This window comes from Paracoccus sp. UBA889 (assembly GCA_002294185.1).
Taxonomy (GTDB): domain Bacteria; phylum Pseudomonadota; class Alphaproteobacteria; order Rhodobacterales; family Rhodobacteraceae; genus Paracoccus.
Genome location: DBFD01000005.1, coordinates 16,270 through 34,173, shown reverse-complemented (window position 1 = coordinate 34,173; position 17,904 = coordinate 16,270). Strand labels below are relative to the sequence as shown.

Here is a 17,904-nt window from a genome sequence, read left to right as displayed (position 1 = left end):
CCGGTTCCTGTTGCAGGCGGCGCGCCGGACCGGGACCGGCTGCGATTGCCACCGCCCGATCGGACGACGCCCCGCGCGGCGTTCAGCGGCCCAGCAGCAGTGCGGGCTCGGCGCGGCCTGCGATTCCGGCGGGCGCCTGATAGACACAGCCCTGCCCCGCATCCGGTGCCTCGATTCCCTGCCGCGCGGTGGTGACGAACAGGGTCGCGAAATCCGGCCCGCCGAACGCGGGACAGGATGCGTGCCGCCCGCCCACCGCGATGGCCCGATCGAAGCTGCCATCGGGGCGATAGCGGGCCACGCGCCCGGCGCCCCACTGCGCGTTCCAGACCCCGCCCTGGGCATCGGTCTGGGCGCCGTCGGGGTTCAGTCCTTCCGCGGCAAGATCGGCGAAGACTTCGGGCGCGCCATCGGGCCAGCCCTGCGCATCCAGCGCGACCGTCATGATCCGGCCGGTCGGGGTATCGGCGAAATAGGCGCGGCGTCCATCCGGGGCGAAACAGATCGCATTGGGGATGGTGATCGCGGTGAACAGCGGCGCGACCGCCCCCCGGTAATAGCGATAGATCGCCCCCGCCCCCGGTTCGGCCCGCTTGCCCATGGTCGAGACCCAGAACCCGCCCATCGGATCGGCCCGTCCGTCATTGCAGCGCGTCGCAGCGTTGTCGGCCTCGATTCCGGCCAGCGGCTCGTGCGCGCCGCTGGCGATGTCGAAAAGCCGCAGCCCGGTCTCGGTTGAAATCGCCAGCGTGTCGGCATCGACCCAGGCGGCGGCGGCGGCCATCTGGCCGATCGGCCATTCCCGCGCGCCCTGCGCGTCGCGGCTGAGCAGCCGTCCGTCGAGGATGTCGAACCAGAACAGCTGACCGCGCAGCGGGTGCCACAAAGGTCCTTCGCCCAGAAAACAGGCGCGGCCATCAAGGATCCCCGCCGTCATGCCGCGCACGCCCCGTCAAAGCGGGCTATCAGCTCGCGCGCCCTCGCGGCGACGGTCGCGGCGCTGTCGCCGGGCTTGTAGAGCGCCGATCCGATCCCGTATCCGGCGGCACCGGCGCGGTGCCAATCGGCCATGTTGTCGGCCGAGACGCCGCCCACCGCGAACAGCGGCACCTCCGGCGGCAGCACGGCGCGCATTGCGCGCAGTCCCGCCGGGCCGATCAATTCGCCGGGAAACAGCTTCAGACCGTCCGCCCCTGCGGCCAGCGCGGCAAAAGCCTCGGTCGGGGTCATCACGCCGGGAAAGCTGTCCATCCCGGCGGCCTTGCTGGCCGCGATCACCGCCGGATCGCAATTGGGCGAGACGATCAGCCGCGCGCCGGTCGCGGCCACCTCGCGCACCTGACCGGGGGTCAGCACCGTGCCCGCGCCGATCAGCGCATCCGACCCGTAGGCCGTGACCATGCGGGCGATGCTGTCCAGCGGTTCGGGCGAGTTCAGCGGCACCTCGATCCGGGTCACGCCCGCCTCGATCAGTGCCCCGGCCACGGGCAGCGCCTCGGTCGGGGTGATTCCGCGCAGGATGGCGATCAGGGGGCGGCTCATGGCTGGGCTCCGGTGTCATGGGAAATTTCCAGGCTGTGGCGCGCGGCAAAAAGCCCGGCGAGGGTCAGATATTCGGCGTCATGGACGGTGGCGGCGATCCCGCGGGTCGCCAGCGCCCGGGCATAAAGCGGGCTGAGCACGCGGCTGCCGATCAGCGCCACCGTTCGGCCCGCCCACAGATCGCGCGTCGCGGCCAGTTCCCAGCCGATCAGCAGCCCGGACAGACGCGAGGCAGCGGTCGCGGGGGCGAGATCGTTCAGCAATGCCCCGGCCCGCAGACCGAACAGCGCGCCATAGGCCGCGGCCGGATCGGTCAGCGCCGCCTGACAGGCCGCGTCGAAGGCGGCCATGTCGTCACCTCCCGCGCCCAGCATGTGCCGCAGGATCGAACGATGGGCGAGCAGATCGAAGATCTCGCCGGTCATGCAGCTGCGGAAACAGGCAACGCGCCCGCCCGCAATCGTGACCCATTTGGTATGGGTCCCCGGCAGGCAGACCGCGCCGTCGAAATCCGGATCGCGCAGGCTCAGGCCGGCAATCTGGGTTTCCTCGCCGCGCATCACGTCGGGCGGGCTGTCCTGACGCAGGCCGCAGGCGATGAAGACCGGCCGCGCGGCGTGCCCCGGCACCCTGACCAGCCGCGGCCGCGCCGGACAGGGCACCGGCGTATAGGGCGCCTCGAACCAGCCCTGGCGCGCGCCGACCATGCCGCAGGCGACGACCGGGGCCACCCCCCATCCCCGCAGCGCCGATTCCAGCACCGGGCCGAATTCCGAGGGCGCCAGACGGCCCATCCCCTGATCCGAGACACGGCGATCCAGCACCCGGTCGCCATTCATGGCCCACAGCCGCAGATGCGTCGTGCCCCAATCGGCGGCGATCCAGTCGGGGTTGGCGTGGCTCATGCCCTTTCTCCTTCGATCACCCGGATCCGCTGTGGAAAGGTCCATGGCAGGGTGACGCCGCGCCGCATCAGCGCCTGACCGCTGGCCGTGACCGGCCCGGCCTTCAGCGCCGGCAGCCCGCGCGAAAGCCGCGTGCCCTGCCCGGTATCAAGCAAGCGCAGCCGATAGCGGGCATCCGGCTGCAGCCCGGCCAGCCGCAGCGGCCGGGGCAGGATCGGCGCCGAACTGGCCATCTGCGCGGCGAAGGCCACGAAGCGGCGGCCGTCGCGGGCCAGTTGCATTTCGGCCAGAACGGCCGGATCGGCGCTGTCCAGCCGCAGGATATCGGCCTCCATCCGCCAGTCGCGACCCGCCTTCCACCACGCGGTCACGTCGCGCAGCACCCGCGCCTCGTCATCGGTCAGTTCGCGCGGGTCCATCTCGAATCCCATGTGCCGCTGGGCCGCGGTCCAGGCGCGGGTGTGGATGTCGATCTCGCGCCCCGACGTGTGGCAGATGCGGGGGCCGACATGGCTGCCGGTGACGCAGGCGGGCAGGAACAGCGCTGCGTCGTGCTGGATGCGCAGCCGTTCCAGCGCGTCATTGCTGTCCGACAGCCAGACCCGTGCGGCGCGTTCGAGAATGCCGAAATCGATCCGCCCCCCGCCCGAGGCGCAGCTTTCGAATTCGACGCCCGGATGGGCCGCACGCAGCCGGTCCAGCACGTCATAAAGTCCGCGCGCCTGCGCCGCGTCCGTATGCGGCAGCACCCGGTTATGATCCCATTTCACATAGCCGATCGCGTGAGCCGAAAGAACGGCGTCGACGGCTGCGAAAAGATGGTCGCGGACCACGGGCCGCGACAGGTCCAGCACGCATTGGCCGCGGCCCTCGATCTGATCCCCGGCCCCGAGGATCCAGTCGGGATGGGCGCGCGCCAGTTCGCTGTCGCGGTTGGCCATCTCGGGTTCGAACCAGAGGCCGAAATCCATGCCCAGCCCGCGCACATGCGCGATCAGCGGACCCAGCCCGTCGGGATACTTGCGCGGATCGACCTGCCAGTCTCCGAGGCTGGTCGTGTCGTCGTCGCGCCGGCCGAACCAGCCGTCATCCAGCACGAATCGTTCCGCGCCAAGCGCGGCGGCGCGGCTGGCGATGTCTTTCAGCGCGGCCAGATCGTGATCGAAATAGACTGCCTCCCAGCAATTATAGTGGACCGGGCGCGGGCGGGCCTGCGGCGCGCGGGCGCGCAGATACCGCTGGAACGCCACCGCGCAGCCGTTCGAGCCCTGATCCGAAAAGGCCGCGTAAAGCGTCGCGGTGCGAAAATGCCGTCCCGGCCCCGGCTCGGCGCCCGAAGCGTGGCCGAACTGGATCTGGCGGCGGCCGTCTGGCAATTCCTCGGCCAGCATCCGGTGCCCGCCCGACCAGGCGTAATGGAAGGCGCGGGTCTCGCCCGTGGTCTTGGCGGCGCCGCGGTCGGGCAGGATCAGGCCGGGGAAATGTTCGTGCCCGGTGCGGCCGGTATGATTGTCGCGCACGCGCTGGCCGGGGCGCCAGGCTGACGTCGCGATCTGGAATTCGCCGCACCAGCGGCCGGAAATTTCCAGCATCTCGTCGGCCAGTTGCGGGCCCGGAAAGACCGGCGCGGCCAGCCAGTGCAGGATGATCGGCCGATCGCTGTCGATTTCGGCCTGCGCCGCGACCAGACCTGTATCCGCGTCCAGCGCAAAGCTGGCGCGATAGCCGATGCCGGTGGCCGCGCAACGATAGGACAGCGCCAGCCGCCCTTCGGCCGTCTCGTCGCCCTGAAGGCGGAAGGCGGGGCGCAGCGGGCGGCCCTGTAGATCGCGCGCGATCAGCCCCGGCTCGCCCGGGAAGCTTTGCGAGGCTTCCGGGCAGATCGACAATTCGGGCAGCCGATCCAGCATCCCGCCGGTGACATCGGCCAACCCCGAGCGGGCCAGCGCCGCCAGATCCTCGTCCGGCGGCAGGGGCGCGCCCCAATAGACGATCTCGGGCAGGCGGGCGTCGCGGCTGGCCAGGACCAGGCTTTGCCGCGCATCGTCCAGCGACCAGGTTCGGATCATTACTTCACCGCCCCCAGCGTCAGCCCCGCGATGAAGTGTTTCTGCATCAGAAAGAACATCGCCACCGGCGGCAATGCGGCCAGGATCGATCCGGCCGAAACCAGTTGCCAGGCCGCCACCCATTGCCCGTTCAGCGATTGCAGTCCGGCGGTGATCGGCTGCGTGCCGGCCCCGGTCGTCAGCACCGTTGCCCAGAAATAATCGTTCCAGATGAAGGTGAAGACCAGCACCGACAGGGCCGCGATGGCGGGCCGCACCAGCGGCAGCACGACATGCCAGAAGATCTGCCATTCGCTGACGCCCTCGACGCGGGCGGCCTCGATCAGTTCGCGCGGCAGCGCCTTGATGAAATTGCGCATGAACAGCGTGCAGAACCCGGTCTGGAAGGCAATGTGGAACAGCGCCAGCCCGGTAATGGTATTGTATAATCCCATCGTCACCGTCAGGTCGCGCACCGGAACCATCAGGATCTGGAAGGGCACGAAATTGCCCGCCACGAAGAGGAAGAAGACGATCAGGTTGCCCCTGAACCTGTAGACCGCCAGCGCATAGCCGGTCAGGCAGGACAGCGCCACCGCCCCGATCACCGTCGGGATCGTCACCCGGAAAGAATTCAGCATGTAGCTGGCGAAGGGCGAATTGCGGAACACGTCGAGATAGTTCGAAAACGCCAGGTAGGACGGCACCCCGAAATAATTGCCCTGCGCCAGATCGCTTGAGGGACGGACCGAGGTCAGGGCCACGCCCAGCAGCGGCAGAAGCCACAGGATCAGCATCACCGGCAATGCGATCTGGTAGGTGGTCCGCGCGGCCGGGCTCATGGACTGGACGGGTCTGGGAAACATCTCAAAGCCCCTTTTCGTCGCGCCACATCTTCCAGATGAAGCCCGAGATGAAGATCATCATGATCGCGAACAGGACCACCGCGATGGCCGCGCCGTATCCCATGCGATAGCCGTATTCCGACAGCGCCTGTTCATACATGTAGAAGGACAGCACCCGCGACGATCCGAACGGTCCGCCATCAGTCATGATCGACACCAGATCGAAGCTGCGCAGGGCGCCGATGACGGTCACCACGACGGCGATGAAGGTCGCTGGCCGAAGCTGCGGCAGCACCACGTACCACAGCATCTTCAGCCCCTTGGCGCCGTCCAGCCGGGCGGCCTCGATCTGGTCGGGGGCGACCGCGTTCAGGCCGGTCAGATACAGGATCATGCAATAGGCGATCTGCGGCCAAAGACCTGCGGCGATGATGCCGTAGGTCACGGTATCGGGGTTGGCAAGCACCGCCACGCCCTCGCCGCCGAACCATTTCGTCATCTCGAAGAACAGCCCGAAACCGGGCGCGTAGAACCACGAGAAGATCAGGCCGACCACGACCTGCGAAATCACGAAGGGAAAGAAGAACAGCGATTTGTAGATGCGGATGCCGCGCACGGTCTGGTTCAGAAACAGCGCAATGGCCAGGCCGGCCGGGATCGCCAGCATGTACAGGACCAGCCAGATCACGTTGTTCTTGAGGCTGGTGTAGAAGGCCGGATCGCCCCACAGCTCGGCATAGTTGGAAAGCCCCGTCCAGACCTTCGGGCTGAGCCCGTCCCAGTCGAAGAACGAGATCCGGATCGACTGGCCGATCGGGATGATGACATAGACCAGGAACATGATCGCGCCGGGGGCCAGGAACAGCCAGGGCGCCAGCTTGCGCCCCAGCCTGCGGCGGCGCGGCGCGGGCGGGCCATTTGGCGGCAGCGCGGCGGCGGGCGAGACGGTCATCGTCGCACTCCTCGGATCAGGAAGGGGGGAAAGGCGGGCGGCACCCGGTTCCGGGAACCGCCCGCCACGCGCAGGATCAGTTCTTGTAGACGCGCTGGCGGACCGATTCGAGCCGTTCCAGGATCGCGTCCAGACGGTCGGGATAGGCCATGAATTCCTGGAATCCCTCCATCCCGGCCTTGGCCATCTGCGCTGGCGCGTCGCGGTCGAAGAACTGGGCGATGCCGCCCTCGGCGGTGGACAGCACCTCGAAGCCCTGTTTCAGGAACGGATCGTCCCCCACGGTCGAATTGACGTTGATCGGCAACTGGCCCAGCGTTTCGTTCATCGCGGTCTGCACATCGGCGCGCGCCACATAGGCCAGGAATTTCTTGGCATCCTCGACGTTCTTGGCGCCTGCCGGGATGTGGATCGTGTCCGTCGGCGCCTCTTCGGCACGCGGGATGCCCGGCGTGATCTCGGGAAAGTCCATGAAGCCCAGCGTCTCGTCCGTCATCCCGCCATCGCGGAAGGTGGCGACGGCGAAATTGCCCATGACGTAGTTCGCGGCCTTGCCCTGCACGATGTTGGACACCGCGTCCTGCCAATCGATCGCGGCGACGTTGGGCGTGGTATAGGGCAAAACCCTGGCCCATTCGGCAAAGACCTTGCGCACGCGGTCGTCGGTCCAGGGAATCTCGCCGTTGGTCAGCTGCATGTGGAAATCGTAGCCGTTCGTGCGCAGGTTGAGATAGTCGAAGATTCCGGCGGCGGGCCACAGCGCCTTGGTCCCGGTGGTCAGGCAATCGATGCCGATTTCCTTGAACTTCTCGCAATTCGCGATGAAGTCGTCCCAGGTCTTGGGCACCTCGACGCCGGCCTGCTTGTAGACATCCTTGTTGTAGTAGATGCCCCACTGGTAATAGGTGTAGGGCACGCCCCATTGCTTGTCGTCGATGGTCATCGACGACAGCGCCGGCGCCAGCGATTCCTTCAGCCCGTTCTCCTCCCAGACATCCGAGACATCGGTGAACTGTCCGGCATTGACGAAGGGCGCCATGCGGTTGCCTGCATACCAGTTGGCCAGATCCGGGCTGTCGGCGGTCAGGAAGTTGCGGATCGCGGTCTTGTAGCCTTCGTGATCGAAGGTGTTGACCGTGACCTTCACATCGGGGTTTTCCTCCTCGAACCCCTTTACCAGTTGCTCGAAGGCGGCCTTGGGTGCCGGATCGGAGGCATCGGTGAACAGGGTCAGATCGCGTTGCTGGGCCATGGCGGGCAAGGCAAGCGCGGCCATCAGCGCCGTCAGCGCGGTGGTTCTTGGCATCGTCATTCGGGTCTCCTCCCCATTTTCGCCGGTAAAACAGCCAGCATCTTGTTTCACATGCTGGAACTTGATTTTACATATTGAAATGCTGCCGCGAATCTCTCATCCTGTCAACAGCCCTGAGGAGGAGTCATGAACAAGGCGATTGCGGCGCCCGACAGCACGGACGGCACGGTCGGGCGCACGCTGGCGGTGCTGGATCGCGTGGCCGAATTCGGCCGGCCGGTGCGCTTTGCCGAATTGCTGCCCGTATCCGGCCTGCCCAAGGCCACGCTGTACCGCTTTCTCCGGACCCTGACGAAGCAGGGGATGCTGGCCTTCGATGCCGATCGCCAGACCTATGCGCCGGGCCTGCGCCTGGTGCGGCTGGCTCATGCGGCCTGGTCGCAAAGCGCGCTGGCGCCGATCGCGGCGTGCCATCTGGACCAGCTTTCGCATCTTACCGGCGAGACACTGCATCTGGCGCAGCTGGATCAGGGCATGGTGCTGTATGTGGACAAACGCAACGCCGCCCGCCCGGTCGAGATGTTCTCGCAATCGGGCAAGGTCGGGCCGGCCTATTGCACCGGCGTCGGCAAGGCGATGCTGGCCTTTCTGCCCGAACCCGCCCTGCGGGACGCGCTGGCCCGGCAAAGCTTTCACCGCTTCACCGACAAGACGCACAGGAATGCCGAAAGCCTCTGCGCCGAGCTGCGCGACATCCGCGCATGCGGCATCGCCTGGGACAACGAGGAACACGAACCCGGCATCCGCTGTATCGCCGCGCCGATCCTGTCGCCGCAGGGCCGGGTGCTGGGCGCGCTGTCGATCACCTCGGGCCAGCGCGCCGAACATGACCGGCTGGAACGCCACGTCCCGCTGATCCTGGACACGGCGGACAAGATTGCGAAAGCCGCCAGCGACTGGCGCTTTCCGGAACAGAAGCGGCCCGGCTGAAGGCGGGTTCGCGGAACAAGGGAGGACGGACCCCGTGAGCGGAGTCGGACTGGAAAAGATCGTCAAGAAATTCGGCGATGCCGAGGTCATCCACGGCGTCGATCTGCAGGTCGAGCCGGGCGAGTTCTGCGTCTTCGTCGGCCCTTCGGGCTGTGGCAAGTCCACGCTGCTGCGGATGATCGCCGGGCTGGAAGAGACGACGGGTGGTGCGATCCGCATCGGCGGACGCGACGTGACCGGCGCCGAGCCGGCCGATCGCGGCATCGCAATGGTGTTTCAGACCTATGCCCTCTATCCGCACATGACAGTGGCCGAAAACATGGGTTTCGGGCTGAAGATGAACGGCCATCCGCGGACCGAGATCGCCGCCAAGGTGCAGGAGGCGGCGCAGATCTTGAAGCTGGAACCGCTGCTGGATCGCAAGCCTGCGGCCTTGTCGGGCGGCCAGCGTCAGCGCGTCGCCATCGGCCGGGCCATCACCCGCGGCCCCGAGGTGTTCCTGTTCGACGAGCCGCTGTCGAACCTGGATGCCGAATTGCGCGTCGAGATGCGGGCCGAGATCGCCCGCCTGCACCGCGAGATCGGCGCGACGATGATCTATGTCACCCATGACCAGGTCGAGGCGATGACGATGGCCGACAAGATCGTCGTCCTGCGCGCGGGCAATATCGAACAGGTCGGCCGGCCGATGGACCTGTATGATGATCCCGACAACCGCTTCGTGGCGGGTTTCATCGGCTCGCCCTCGATGAATTTCATGGAAGGGCGGGTCAAGGACGGCGAGATCGCGATCCCGACCATGCGCCGCAGCATCCCCAGCCCTGTCGCTCTGCCGGCCGAGGGGACCGCGGTAACGGTCGGCCTGCGCCCGGAATTCCTGAAGATCGACGGCGGCGACAGCCTGAGCGTCGACATGGTCGAGGCGCTTGGCGGCGTCTCCTACGTCCATGCCTCGGCCGAGAACGGCGAAAAACTGGTCATCGAGGATCGCGACAAGGTCGCCGTCCGGATCGGCGACGCGATCGGCGCGGGCTTCGATCCCGCCTGCGCGCTGATCTTCGATGCCCAGACCGGTCAGCGGCTGCGCTGATGTCGCTGGCCATCGGTCTTGTCGGACTGGGCGCCATTGCCCGTGCCCAGCACCTGCCCGCCATCGCCGCGACCGGCGGCGTGCATCTGGCCGCCATCGCCAGCCGCAACGCCAGCCTGCCGGATTGCCCCTCCTACCCCGATCTGGCCGCGATGCTGGCGGCCGAACCCGGCCTTGCGGCGGTGTCGTTGTGCACGCCGCCACAGGGACGGTTCGATCAGGCGATGCAGGTCCTGCGCGCGGGGCGGCATCTGATGCTGGAAAAACCCCCTGCCGCGACCCTGACCGAGGCCGAGATCCTGCGCGACGAGGCCGGACGGCGCGGGCTGACGATCTTCGCCACCTGGCACAGCCGCGAGGGTCGTGCGGTGGACGCCGCGCGCCGCTGGCTGTCGGTCCGCAAGGTGCGGCAGGTCCGCATCGACTGGCGAGAGGATGTGCGCAAATGGCATCCCGGTCAGGACTGGATCTGGCAGCCGGGGGGGCTGGGCGTCTTCGATCCCGGCATCAACGCGCTGTCGCTGCTGACGACGTTGATGGCAGACCCGGTGATCCTGCGCGCGGCCGGCCTGGACATTCCCGAGGGCCGCCAGACCCCGATCGCGGCGCAGCTTGCGCTGTCCGCCGGAGCGGTTGCGATCGATGCCGAGTTCGACTGGCGCGAACAAGGCGGGGAAACCTGGCAGATCGGCTTCGAGACCACGAACGGCACCGCCTGCCTGCGTGACGGCGGCGCGGTCTTCGAGGCCGACGGAAAGCCGGCCATCGGCGGCGAGGACGTGGAATATCGCCGGCTCTACGAGGGCTTTCGCGACCTTGTCGCCGCTGGCAGAAGCGCGGTCGATCTGGCTCCGCTGCGGCTGGTCGCGGATGCGTTCCTCTGTGGCAGACGCCGCCTCGTCGCACCCTTCGACGAGACCGGGCATGGCTGAACCGGCCTGCACCATTGCGTTGCCCTCGGGCCTTTCCGCGACGATCCTGCCCCATGGCGCGACGCTGGCCAGCCTGCGCGTTCCGGGCCCGGACGGCCATCCCGGCGAGGTGCTGATCGGCCCACCCCGGCCGGCCGATCACCGCGGGGAACGCCTGTTCCGGGGCAGCAGCATCGGCCGCTATGCCAATCGCATCGGCGGCGCCGGCTTCATGCTGGACGGCCGGCAGGTTAGGCTGGACGCGAACGAGGGCGCGAATACGCTGCATGGCGGCGCCGAGGGTTTCGACCGGCGCGACTGGCAGGTCCTGGATCGCGGCCCGCGCTCGGTCGTTCTGGGTCTCGACAGCCCGGACGGCGATCAGGGCTTTCCGGGCGCGTTGCAGGCACGGGCGGACTTTGCGCTGGACGATCCCGGCAGCCTGACGGTGACCTATCGCGCGACGGTCACCGCCCCCTGCCCGGTTTCGCTGACCTCGCACGGGTTCTTCAACCTCGCGGGCGGCGGGCCGGTCCGGGACCACCGGCTGCGCGTCGCCGCCAAACGCTATCTGCCCGTGGATGCGGCGCTGATCCCCAAAGGCCCGGCCCGGCCCGTCGCGGGCACCCGCTTCGACTTTCGCGATTTTCGCCCGCTGCCCGGACCGGACGCGCCGGGCCTGGACCATTGCCTCTGCCTCGATCACGGGCCGGGCCTGCGCCCGGTGGCGTGGCTGGAGGATCGCGCCTCGGGGCGGGCGATGCGGCTTTCGACCGACCAGCCGGGCTTGCAGGTCTTTCTGGCCCGATTGCCCGCCGCCGAGGCCCTGTGCCTGGAGCCGCAGGCCTGGCCCGACGCGCCCAACCGCAACGACTTTCCCGACGCCATCCTGCGGCCGGGACAGATCTATACCAACACCATCCGGCTGGATTTCACCGCGAGGCTTTCATGAAAATCACCACCATCGAGACATTCATCGTGCCGCCGCGCTGGTGCTTTGTGAAGATCTGCACCGATGAAGGGATTTCGGGCTGGGGCGAACCGGTGCTGGAAGGCCGCGCCGCCACCGTCGCCGCCTGCGTCGAGGAATTGTCCGACTATCTGATCGGCCGCGATCCGGGCCATATCCAGGACCACTGGACGGTGATGTATCGCGGCGGCTTCTATCGCGGCGGCGGCATCCACATGTCGGCCATCGCCGGGATCGACCAGGCGCTGTGGGACATCAAGGGCAAGGCACTTGGGGTGCCGGTCCACGCGCTGCTGGGCGGGCGGCAGCGCGACCGGATCCGGGTCTATAGCTGGATCGGCGGAGACCGGCCGGGCGACACCGCGCGCATGGCGCGCGAATGCGGCGATCGCGGCTTTACCGCGGTCAAGATGAACGGCACCGAAGAGATGCAGTTCATCGACAGCCATGCCAGGATCGACGCCGTTCTGGCCCGCGTGCAGGCGATCCGCGACGAGATGGGCCCCGATTTCGGCATCGGCGTGGATTTTCACGGTCGCGTCCATCGCCCCATGGCCAAGCAGCTTGCACGCGAGCTGGCGCCCTTCAATCTGATGTTCATCGAGGAACCCGTGCTCAGCGAACATGCCGAAGCGCTGCGCGAGATCGCCAATCATTGCGCAACCCCGATCGCGCTTGGCGAACGGCTTTACAGCCGCTGGGACTTCAAGCAGATCCTGCATGGCGGCTATGTGGACATCATCCAGCCCGATCCCAGCCATTCGGGCGGCATCACCGAAACCTACCGGATTGCCGCCATGGCCGAAGCGCATGACGTGGCGCTGGCGCTGCATTGTCCGCTGGGGCCGATCGCGCTGGCCGCAAATCTGCAACTGGATGCGGTCTGCTACAACGCCTTCATCCAGGAACAATCGCTGGGCATCCACTACAACAAGGGATCGGATTTGCTGGATTATTTGACGAATCCCGGCGTCTTCGACTATCGCGACGGCTTCGTCGCCATCCCCGACGGCCCCGGCCTGGGCATCGAGGTCAACGAAGACCGGGTCCGGCAGGAAGCGGCCGGGGGGCATCGCTGGCGCAATCCGATCTGGCGCCACGCCGATGGCAGTTTCGCGGAGTGGTAGGCATGAGAGAGATCCGCACCCTGAACGCCGGCTGGCGCTTTGCGCCCGGATTCGACAAGGCCCATATCGCGGCGTCGATGGCGGGCATACCGGTCACCCTGCCCCACAACGCCGCCGATCTTCCGCTGAGCTATTTCGACGAGGGCGATTTTCAGCGCCCCTTCACCTATCAGCGCCAGATCGCCTGGGAACCGGCCTGGCAGGGCCGGATCGTCAGGCTGCGCTTCGACGCGGCGATGGCCGATGCCACGGCCTGGGTGAACGGGGTGCGGGTCGCGCGGCACCGCGACGGCTATACGCCCTTCACCGTCGATCTCACCGGCTGTTTCGATGGCGGCTCAGCCTTGGTGACGGTGCGAATCGACGGATCGGAAAATCCGGAAATCCCGCCTTTCGGCGGGCGCATCGACTATCTCACCTATGCCGGGATCTATCGCGATGTCTGGCTGGAGGTGCTGCCCGAACGCCACATCGCCGCCGTCAAGATCGAGACGCCCGAGGTGCTGGCCGACGGCAAGACGGTCCTTGCCCGGATCGAGGTCACGCAGCCGGGCCCGGTGGAGGCGGTGCTGTCGGACGCGTCCGGCCGCCAGATCGCGCATGCCACCGGCCAGGGCGAGATCTGCCTTGCGGGGCTGGAAGGCATCACGCTGTGGTCGCCCGATACGCCCGCGCTTTACACGCTGACGCTGTCCCTGCCCGACAGCGGCGACCGCCTCAGCCAACGCTTCGGCTTTCGCGACGCGCGCTTCACGCCCGAGGGGTTCTTTCTGAACGGCGCGCGCGTCATCCTGCGCGGACTGAACCGGCATCAGAGCTTTCCCTATTCCGGCTACGCGCAGGGCAGGCGCAGCCAGCAGCGCGACGCCGAAATCCTGCGCTTCGATCTGGCCTGCAACATCGCGCGCACCTCGCACTACCCGCAAAGCCCGTGGTTCCTGGACCGCTGCGACGAAATCGGGCTGATGGTCTTCGAGGAAATTCCCGGCTGGCAGCATATCGGCGGGCCCGGCTGGCAGGATGAATCGGTGCTGAACGTGGAAAGGATGATCAGGCGCGACTGGAACCATCCCTCGATCGTGATCTGGGGCGTACGCATCAACGAAAGCCCTGATGCAGAGGATTTCTATCGCCGCACCAACGCGCTGGCGCGCGATCTGGACCCGACCCGGCCGACCGGCGGCGTTCGCTGCATCCCCGACAGCCAGCTTCTGGAAGACGTCTATACGATGAATGATTTCATCCTCGGCGATTTCGAGACGCCCTTTTCGAACCGGCCGCGCACCGCGCTGCGCGATCAGCAGGAGGTCACCGGCCTGCCCGCCCGAGTGCCCTATCTGGTGACCGAATATAACGGGCACATGTTTCCGACCAAGGCGGGCGATCCCGAACATCGCCAGCACGAACACGTCCTGCGCCATCTCGAGGTGCTGGATGCGGCTCACGACCCGGCCGCGGGACTGGCCGGCTGCATCGGCTGGTGCATGTTCGATTACAATACCCACAAGGATTTCGGTGCCGGCGACCGGATCTGCCATCACGGCGTGATGACGATCTTCCGCGAGCCGAAATTCGCCGCCCATGCCTATGCCAGCCAGCGCGACCCCGGGGACGGCATCGTGATGGAGCCCGTCACCGTCTGGGCGCGCGGCGAGCGCAATATCGGCGGCGTTCTGCCGCTGATCGTGCTGACGAATTGCGACGAGGTGGAATTGTCCCATGCCCGCGTGACCAGGCGTGTCAGCCCCGACCGCGAGCGGTTCCCGCATCTGCCCCACCCGCCGGTGATCATCGACCACCGCCATTTCTCGGCCGAGGAACTGGGCGATTGGGGCGAAAGCTGGCATTCGGGCCTTTTGCGCGGCTATCGCGACGGCGAGCTGGTGGCCGAACGTCACTTTCCCGCAGGAGCGGTGTTCGACCGGCTGGTTCTGGCCGCGGACGTGACCGAAGCCGCCGCCGATCCCAGCGACGAGATCCGGGTGATCGTCCGCGCGCTGGATCAGGCTGGCAACCGGCTGCATTTCCTGAACGAGCCGGTCTTTCTGGACCTCGCCGGTCCGGCCCGGTTGATCGGTCCGGCCTGCCCGGTGCTGCAAGGCGGCAGCACCGGCTGCTGGCTGCGCCCGACTGGCGAGACCGGCACCATCCGGCTTGACGCAAGGCTGCGAGACAAGACGGCCTCGGTCCTTGTCACGCTGCGCTAGGCGAACCGGCCCCGACCGGCCAGCGATCGGCAGGGCTGCCGAGCGCAATCTGCGGCCGGGCCGGCGGGCGGGCACGCGACGAGATCGCGTGAAGCCGGCCTGATGCCGTCGGGGCCGGACACCGGCGCAGGCAGCGATAGCCATCGTTTTCGCCGCACTGAAACGCAAGGCCCGTCCGTGCAGATCGGCAGACCATGATCCCGCTAGGCCGGACGGATGAACATGCGTTCGGCATCGCCCTGCTGGCGATCAACGGGACGGATGGCGCGGTAGGCGTGCCATGTCGCGTGACCAAGCATCGGAAAGACCACGATCAGTCCCACGAACGCCGTTGCGATCGAGACCAGGAAAAGCCCCAGCACGATCGCGCCCCAGGCCAACATGACGGGCAGGTTGGCCCAGACCATCGCCATGGAAATGCCCATGGCCGACAGCGCGTCCGTGCGTTCGGTCAGCAGCATCGGCACGGCGAAGACGCTGATCGCGAAGGCGAAGGCCGCGAAAAGCGCGCCGACAGCACTGCCCGTCAGAAGCAGCGCCCAGCCCGTCGGGGTCAGAAACAGCATCGGGACCAGTTCATCGGTGCCCGGAAACGGCACCATGCCGAAGAACAGCGCATAGATCAGCACCGCCGCCCTGAGCCACAAGAGGAACAGCCCCAGCAACATGACGCCCATGAAAAGCGCCTGATAGCCAGAACGCGGGCGCACGAAGATCATGCCGCCCAGCCCGATCTTTTCGCCCGTCTCCCGTCGGCGGCTTTTTTCGTAGAGGCCGTTCGCGATCAGCGGACCCAGGACCATGAATCCCGCCAGCGCCGGGAACAGCGCATATTCATAGCGGAACTGGAACAGCGCCAGGACCACCAGCAGCGAAACCGCAAAGACACCCGCGCCGTAAAGCAGGCTGGGCACGGGATTGGTCCACAGATCGGACCAGCCCGCCCGAAGCCAGCGCAGGGCTGTCCGCCATGGCAGGTTGCGGGCGTGCGGGTTCTCGCGCGGGAGAGGTGGAACCACCTTGGGGATGACGCCCCCCGCATGGGGGTTGTCGGGCGGGGGCGGATCGGTGCGGTCGCTCAGCATGACGGTTCCGCCGCTCGGGGCGCGGCGCCTTCTTTCGGTGGGGCTTCGAGGACGCAATCGGGCTGCGAGCCGATCGCGGTCAGAACGAGATGGGCATTGGCCGCGACAAACCCCGCAACCAGCAACCCGGCAGAGCCGAAGGCGACAAGACGCGGGCGGGTCATTTGCCTTGCTCCGCGCCAAGATCCTGGATGTAGATCGTCAGCGCCATGCGCTCGGCCGTTGTCAGCCGGCCCTCCCAGGCGGGCATCCAGCCCTGCCGGCCCAGGTCGATCGTCGTGAACATCGCGGCATCGTCGCCGCCATAGATCCAGAAATCGTCGGTCAGGTTCGGCGCACCGATGTCCTGGTTGCCCATGGCGTTCTCGCCATGACAACTGGCGCAGTTCTCGGCAAAGATCGTTGCGCCCTCGGCCAGTTGCTGCGCATCGGCCTGCGTTTCTCGGCCGGACAGGGACTGGACGTAGTTCACGACGGTGCGGATCTGCGGCCGCGTCAGGATCCCGGTCTCGCCGAAGGCAAGCATCTGGGAACTGCGGCTGTCGGGATGGGGCGCATTGATCCCCACGCGCAGGGTTTCCATGATCGTGGCAGTATCACCGCCCCACAGCCAGGCATCGTCGACAAGGCTGGGGAAACCCGGCCCGCCGGCGGCATTCGTCCCGTGGCAGGCGGCGCAATTGTCGCCGAAAAGCGCCGGTGCGGTCTGTGCGACCCGCGCCATCAATGCGGGATCCTGGCGGATGTCCTCGGCCGGCAGCGTGGCCAGCGCCTGGGTCCAGTCGGCGCGTTGCGCATTGGCCGCCATCAGTTGCCGTTCGACCCGTGTCCGGTCGTCATAGCCCAGCAGGCCCTTGGTATAGGTCGTGACCAACGGCCATGCCGGCATCAGCACCCAATAGACCAGCGCCCAGATATGCGTGACGGCGATGAAGAACCAGACCGCACGGGGCACGCGCGTGTTCAGTTCGGTGATGCCGTTCCATTCATGGCCGGTCGTCTGGTGACCGGTCAGCGGATCGCGTTCCTTTACCGACATGGGCCGTCCTCATCGTTCAGGATGCTCTTGGCGGCCTTGTCGAAGCGCTTGCCCAGGCTGGGCCAGAACGCATAGACGGCGATCGCCACCGACAGGACCATCAGGTAGATCAGACCGAAGGACTGGGCGAAGGCCGATGTCCATTCATAGCTCAGTTCCATCAGTTCTCTCCTCTGGCCGGTTGCGTCCGGGCCGCCAGATCGGTCAGGCCGCCCAGGATCTGAAGATAGGCGACCAGTGCGTCCATCTCGGTCAGGCGGTCGCGGCGGCCATCGAAGATGCGCAGGTTGGTTTCCTCGCCATAGCGGTCCAGAACGCCCCCCGCGCGGTCGCTGTCGGGCATGGCCTGACCGAAGGCGTCGCTGGCCGCGTTTGCGATCTGGGCGTCGGAATAAGGCACGCCCACGGCCCGCAGGGCGGCCAGACGGCCCGGAAGGCTTTCGGTTTCCAGCGGGGTGTCGAGCAGAAAGGCGTATTGCGGCATGACCGATTCCGGCACCAGGGCGCGGGGATCGGCCAGATGGCGCACCTGCCAGTCGTCGGAATATTTCTCGCCCACGCGTGCCAGATCCGGCCCGGTGCGTTTCGATCCCCACAGCATCGGGTGGTCGTACTTGCTTTCCGCCGCCAGCGAATAGGGGCCGTAGCGGTCCACGTCATCCTGAAGCGTGCGGATCATCTGGCTGTGGCAGGCATAGCAGCCTTCGCGGATATAGATGTCGCGCCCGGCCTGTTCGAGCGGCGTATAAAGCCGCATGTCGGGCGCGGCCTCGACCGTGTCGTCGATGGTGAACAGCGGCGCGATCTCGATGAAGCCGCCGATGCTTGCGGCCAGCAGGATGCCCCCGGCAAGGGCCATGGAATGCCGCTCGGCCCGGTAATGGGTCTTGGCGTGAAATTCGAAGAACCGGGCAAACGGTCCGAGAAGTGTTCTGAACATG

Annotated in this window: 17 protein-coding genes; 6 read left to right on the top strand and 11 right to left on the bottom strand. The window is 67.1% G+C overall.

Annotation, left to right across the window (positions count from 1 at the left end):
* Positions 1 to 82: 82 nt before the first annotated feature.
* The 7 genes from B4L36_RS00570 to B4L36_RS00540 form a co-directional block, all read right to left on the bottom strand.
* Positions 83 to 937 (bottom strand): SMP-30/gluconolactonase/LRE family protein, encoded by an 855-nt coding sequence (locus tag B4L36_RS00570; RefSeq protein WP_292950808.1) that lies wholly within the window; start codon positions 935 to 937, stop codon positions 83 to 85.
* Complete coding sequence (locus B4L36_RS00565) at positions 934 to 1,542, bottom strand: 2-dehydro-3-deoxy-6-phosphogalactonate aldolase (protein ID WP_292950806.1); 609 nt, start codon at positions 1,540 to 1,542, stop codon at positions 934 to 936. The genes B4L36_RS00570 and B4L36_RS00565 overlap by 4 nt, the downstream gene beginning before the upstream one ends.
* Positions 1,539 to 2,447 carry a 2-dehydro-3-deoxygalactonokinase gene (locus tag B4L36_RS00560; protein WP_292950804.1) on the bottom strand — a complete coding sequence of 303 codons (909 nt, stop codon included), beginning with the start codon at positions 2,445 to 2,447 and terminating at the stop codon, positions 1,539 to 1,541. The genes B4L36_RS00565 and B4L36_RS00560 overlap by 4 nt, the downstream gene beginning before the upstream one ends.
* Complete coding sequence (locus B4L36_RS00555) at positions 2,444 to 4,516, bottom strand: alpha-galactosidase (protein ID WP_292950802.1); 2,073 nt, start codon at positions 4,514 to 4,516, stop codon at positions 2,444 to 2,446. The genes B4L36_RS00560 and B4L36_RS00555 overlap by 4 nt, the downstream gene beginning before the upstream one ends.
* A complete protein-coding gene (locus B4L36_RS00550; protein WP_292950800.1) occupies positions 4,516 to 5,361 on the bottom strand; it encodes a carbohydrate ABC transporter permease in 846 nt (281 codons plus the stop codon). Before B4L36_RS00550 ends, B4L36_RS00555 begins: the two co-directional genes overlap by 1 nt.
* A 1-nt stretch (position 5,362) precedes the next feature.
* Entirely contained in the window at positions 5,363 to 6,292 is a 930-nt protein-coding gene (locus tag B4L36_RS00545) for a carbohydrate ABC transporter permease (RefSeq protein WP_292950798.1), read from the bottom strand.
* A gap of 76 nt (positions 6,293 to 6,368) precedes the next feature.
* Positions 6,369 to 7,604, bottom strand: a complete 1,236-nt coding sequence (locus tag B4L36_RS00540) for an ABC transporter substrate-binding protein (RefSeq protein WP_292950796.1) — start codon at positions 7,602 to 7,604, stop codon at positions 6,369 to 6,371.
* A 126-nt stretch (positions 7,605 to 7,730) separates the two neighbouring features.
* Here B4L36_RS00540 and B4L36_RS00535 point away from each other — a divergent pair, with 126 nt between their 5' ends.
* The 6 genes from B4L36_RS00535 to B4L36_RS00510 are packed head-to-tail and all read left to right on the top strand — an operon-like array spanning position 7,731 to position 14,839.
* Positions 7,731 to 8,534, top strand: coding sequence for an IclR family transcriptional regulator (locus B4L36_RS00535; RefSeq protein ID WP_292950794.1), 804 nt, complete (start codon positions 7,731 to 7,733; stop codon positions 8,532 to 8,534).
* A gap of 34 nt (positions 8,535 to 8,568) precedes the next feature.
* Entirely contained in the window at positions 8,569 to 9,624 is a 1,056-nt protein-coding gene (locus tag B4L36_RS00530) for an ABC transporter ATP-binding protein (RefSeq protein WP_292950792.1), read from the top strand.
* Positions 9,624 to 10,556, top strand: a complete 933-nt coding sequence (locus B4L36_RS00525; protein WP_292950790.1) for a Gfo/Idh/MocA family protein — start codon at positions 9,624 to 9,626, stop codon at positions 10,554 to 10,556. Before B4L36_RS00530 ends, B4L36_RS00525 begins: the two co-directional genes overlap by 1 nt.
* Positions 10,549 to 11,487 (top strand): aldose epimerase family protein, encoded by a 939-nt coding sequence (locus B4L36_RS00520; protein WP_292950788.1) that lies wholly within the window; start codon positions 10,549 to 10,551, stop codon positions 11,485 to 11,487. Before B4L36_RS00525 ends, B4L36_RS00520 begins: the two co-directional genes overlap by 8 nt.
* Positions 11,484 to 12,632 (top strand): galactonate dehydratase, encoded by a 1,149-nt coding sequence (gene dgoD, locus B4L36_RS00515; RefSeq protein ID WP_292950786.1) that lies wholly within the window; start codon positions 11,484 to 11,486, stop codon positions 12,630 to 12,632. Before B4L36_RS00520 ends, dgoD begins: the two co-directional genes overlap by 4 nt.
* A gap of 2 nt (positions 12,633 to 12,634) precedes the next feature.
* On the top strand, positions 12,635 to 14,839 hold the full coding sequence (locus B4L36_RS00510) for a glycoside hydrolase family 2 protein (RefSeq protein ID WP_292950784.1): 2,205 nt from the start codon (positions 12,635 to 12,637) through the stop codon (positions 14,837 to 14,839).
* 203 nt (positions 14,840 to 15,042) lie between these two features.
* Here B4L36_RS00510 and B4L36_RS00505 read toward each other — a convergent pair whose 3' ends face one another.
* The 4 genes from B4L36_RS00505 to ccoO form a co-directional block, all read right to left on the bottom strand.
* On the bottom strand, positions 15,043 to 15,924 hold the full coding sequence (locus B4L36_RS00505; protein WP_292950782.1) for a DUF2189 domain-containing protein: 882 nt from the start codon (positions 15,922 to 15,924) through the stop codon (positions 15,043 to 15,045).
* 160 nt (positions 15,925 to 16,084) lie between these two features.
* Complete coding sequence (gene ccoP / locus B4L36_RS00500; protein WP_292950779.1) at positions 16,085 to 16,963, bottom strand: cytochrome-c oxidase, cbb3-type subunit III; 879 nt, start codon at positions 16,961 to 16,963, stop codon at positions 16,085 to 16,087.
* Positions 16,954 to 17,124, bottom strand: a complete 171-nt coding sequence (locus B4L36_RS00495) for a cbb3-type cytochrome c oxidase subunit 3 (RefSeq protein WP_292950777.1) — start codon at positions 17,122 to 17,124, stop codon at positions 16,954 to 16,956. Before B4L36_RS00495 ends, ccoP begins: the two co-directional genes overlap by 10 nt.
* Complete coding sequence (gene ccoO / locus B4L36_RS00490; protein WP_292950775.1) at positions 17,124 to 17,903, bottom strand: cytochrome-c oxidase, cbb3-type subunit II; 780 nt, start codon at positions 17,901 to 17,903, stop codon at positions 17,124 to 17,126. Before ccoO ends, B4L36_RS00495 begins: the two co-directional genes overlap by 1 nt.
* Position 17,904: the final 1 nt, after the last annotated feature.

Coding starts and splice junctions, on each gene's coding strand:
- B4L36_RS00570 (WP_292950808.1), bottom strand. CDS start 937: ATGACGGCGGGGATCCTTGATGGCCGCGCCTGTTTTCTGGGCGAAGGA.
- B4L36_RS00565 (WP_292950806.1), bottom strand. CDS start 1,542: ATGAGCCGCCCCCTGATCGCCATCCTGCGCGGAATCACCCCGACCGAG.
- B4L36_RS00560 (WP_292950804.1), bottom strand. CDS start 2,447: ATGAGCCACGCCAACCCCGACTGGATCGCCGCCGATTGGGGCACGACG.
- B4L36_RS00555 (WP_292950802.1), bottom strand. CDS start 4,516: ATGATCCGAACCTGGTCGCTGGACGATGCGCGGCAAAGCCTGGTCCTG.
- B4L36_RS00550 (WP_292950800.1), bottom strand. CDS start 5,361: ATGTTTCCCAGACCCGTCCAGTCCATGAGCCCGGCCGCGCGGACCACC.
- B4L36_RS00545 (WP_292950798.1), bottom strand. CDS start 6,292: ATGACCGTCTCGCCCGCCGCCGCGCTGCCGCCAAATGGCCCGCCCGCG.
- B4L36_RS00540 (WP_292950796.1), bottom strand. CDS start 7,604: ATGACGATGCCAAGAACCACCGCGCTGACGGCGCTGATGGCCGCGCTT.
- B4L36_RS00535 (WP_292950794.1), top strand. CDS start 7,731: ATGAACAAGGCGATTGCGGCGCCCGACAGCACGGACGGCACGGTCGGG.
- B4L36_RS00525 (WP_292950790.1), top strand. CDS start 9,624: ATGTCGCTGGCCATCGGTCTTGTCGGACTGGGCGCCATTGCCCGTGCC.
- B4L36_RS00520 (WP_292950788.1), top strand. CDS start 10,549: ATGGCTGAACCGGCCTGCACCATTGCGTTGCCCTCGGGCCTTTCCGCG.
- dgoD (WP_292950786.1), top strand. CDS start 11,484: ATGAAAATCACCACCATCGAGACATTCATCGTGCCGCCGCGCTGGTGC.
- B4L36_RS00510 (WP_292950784.1), top strand. CDS start 12,635: ATGAGAGAGATCCGCACCCTGAACGCCGGCTGGCGCTTTGCGCCCGGA.
- B4L36_RS00505 (WP_292950782.1), bottom strand. CDS start 15,924: ATGCTGAGCGACCGCACCGATCCGCCCCCGCCCGACAACCCCCATGCG.
- ccoP (WP_292950779.1), bottom strand. CDS start 16,963: ATGTCGGTAAAGGAACGCGATCCGCTGACCGGTCACCAGACGACCGGC.
- B4L36_RS00495 (WP_292950777.1), bottom strand. CDS start 17,124: ATGGAACTGAGCTATGAATGGACATCGGCCTTCGCCCAGTCCTTCGGT.
- ccoO (WP_292950775.1), bottom strand. CDS start 17,903: ATGTTCAGAACACTTCTCGGACCGTTTGCCCGGTTCTTCGAATTTCAC.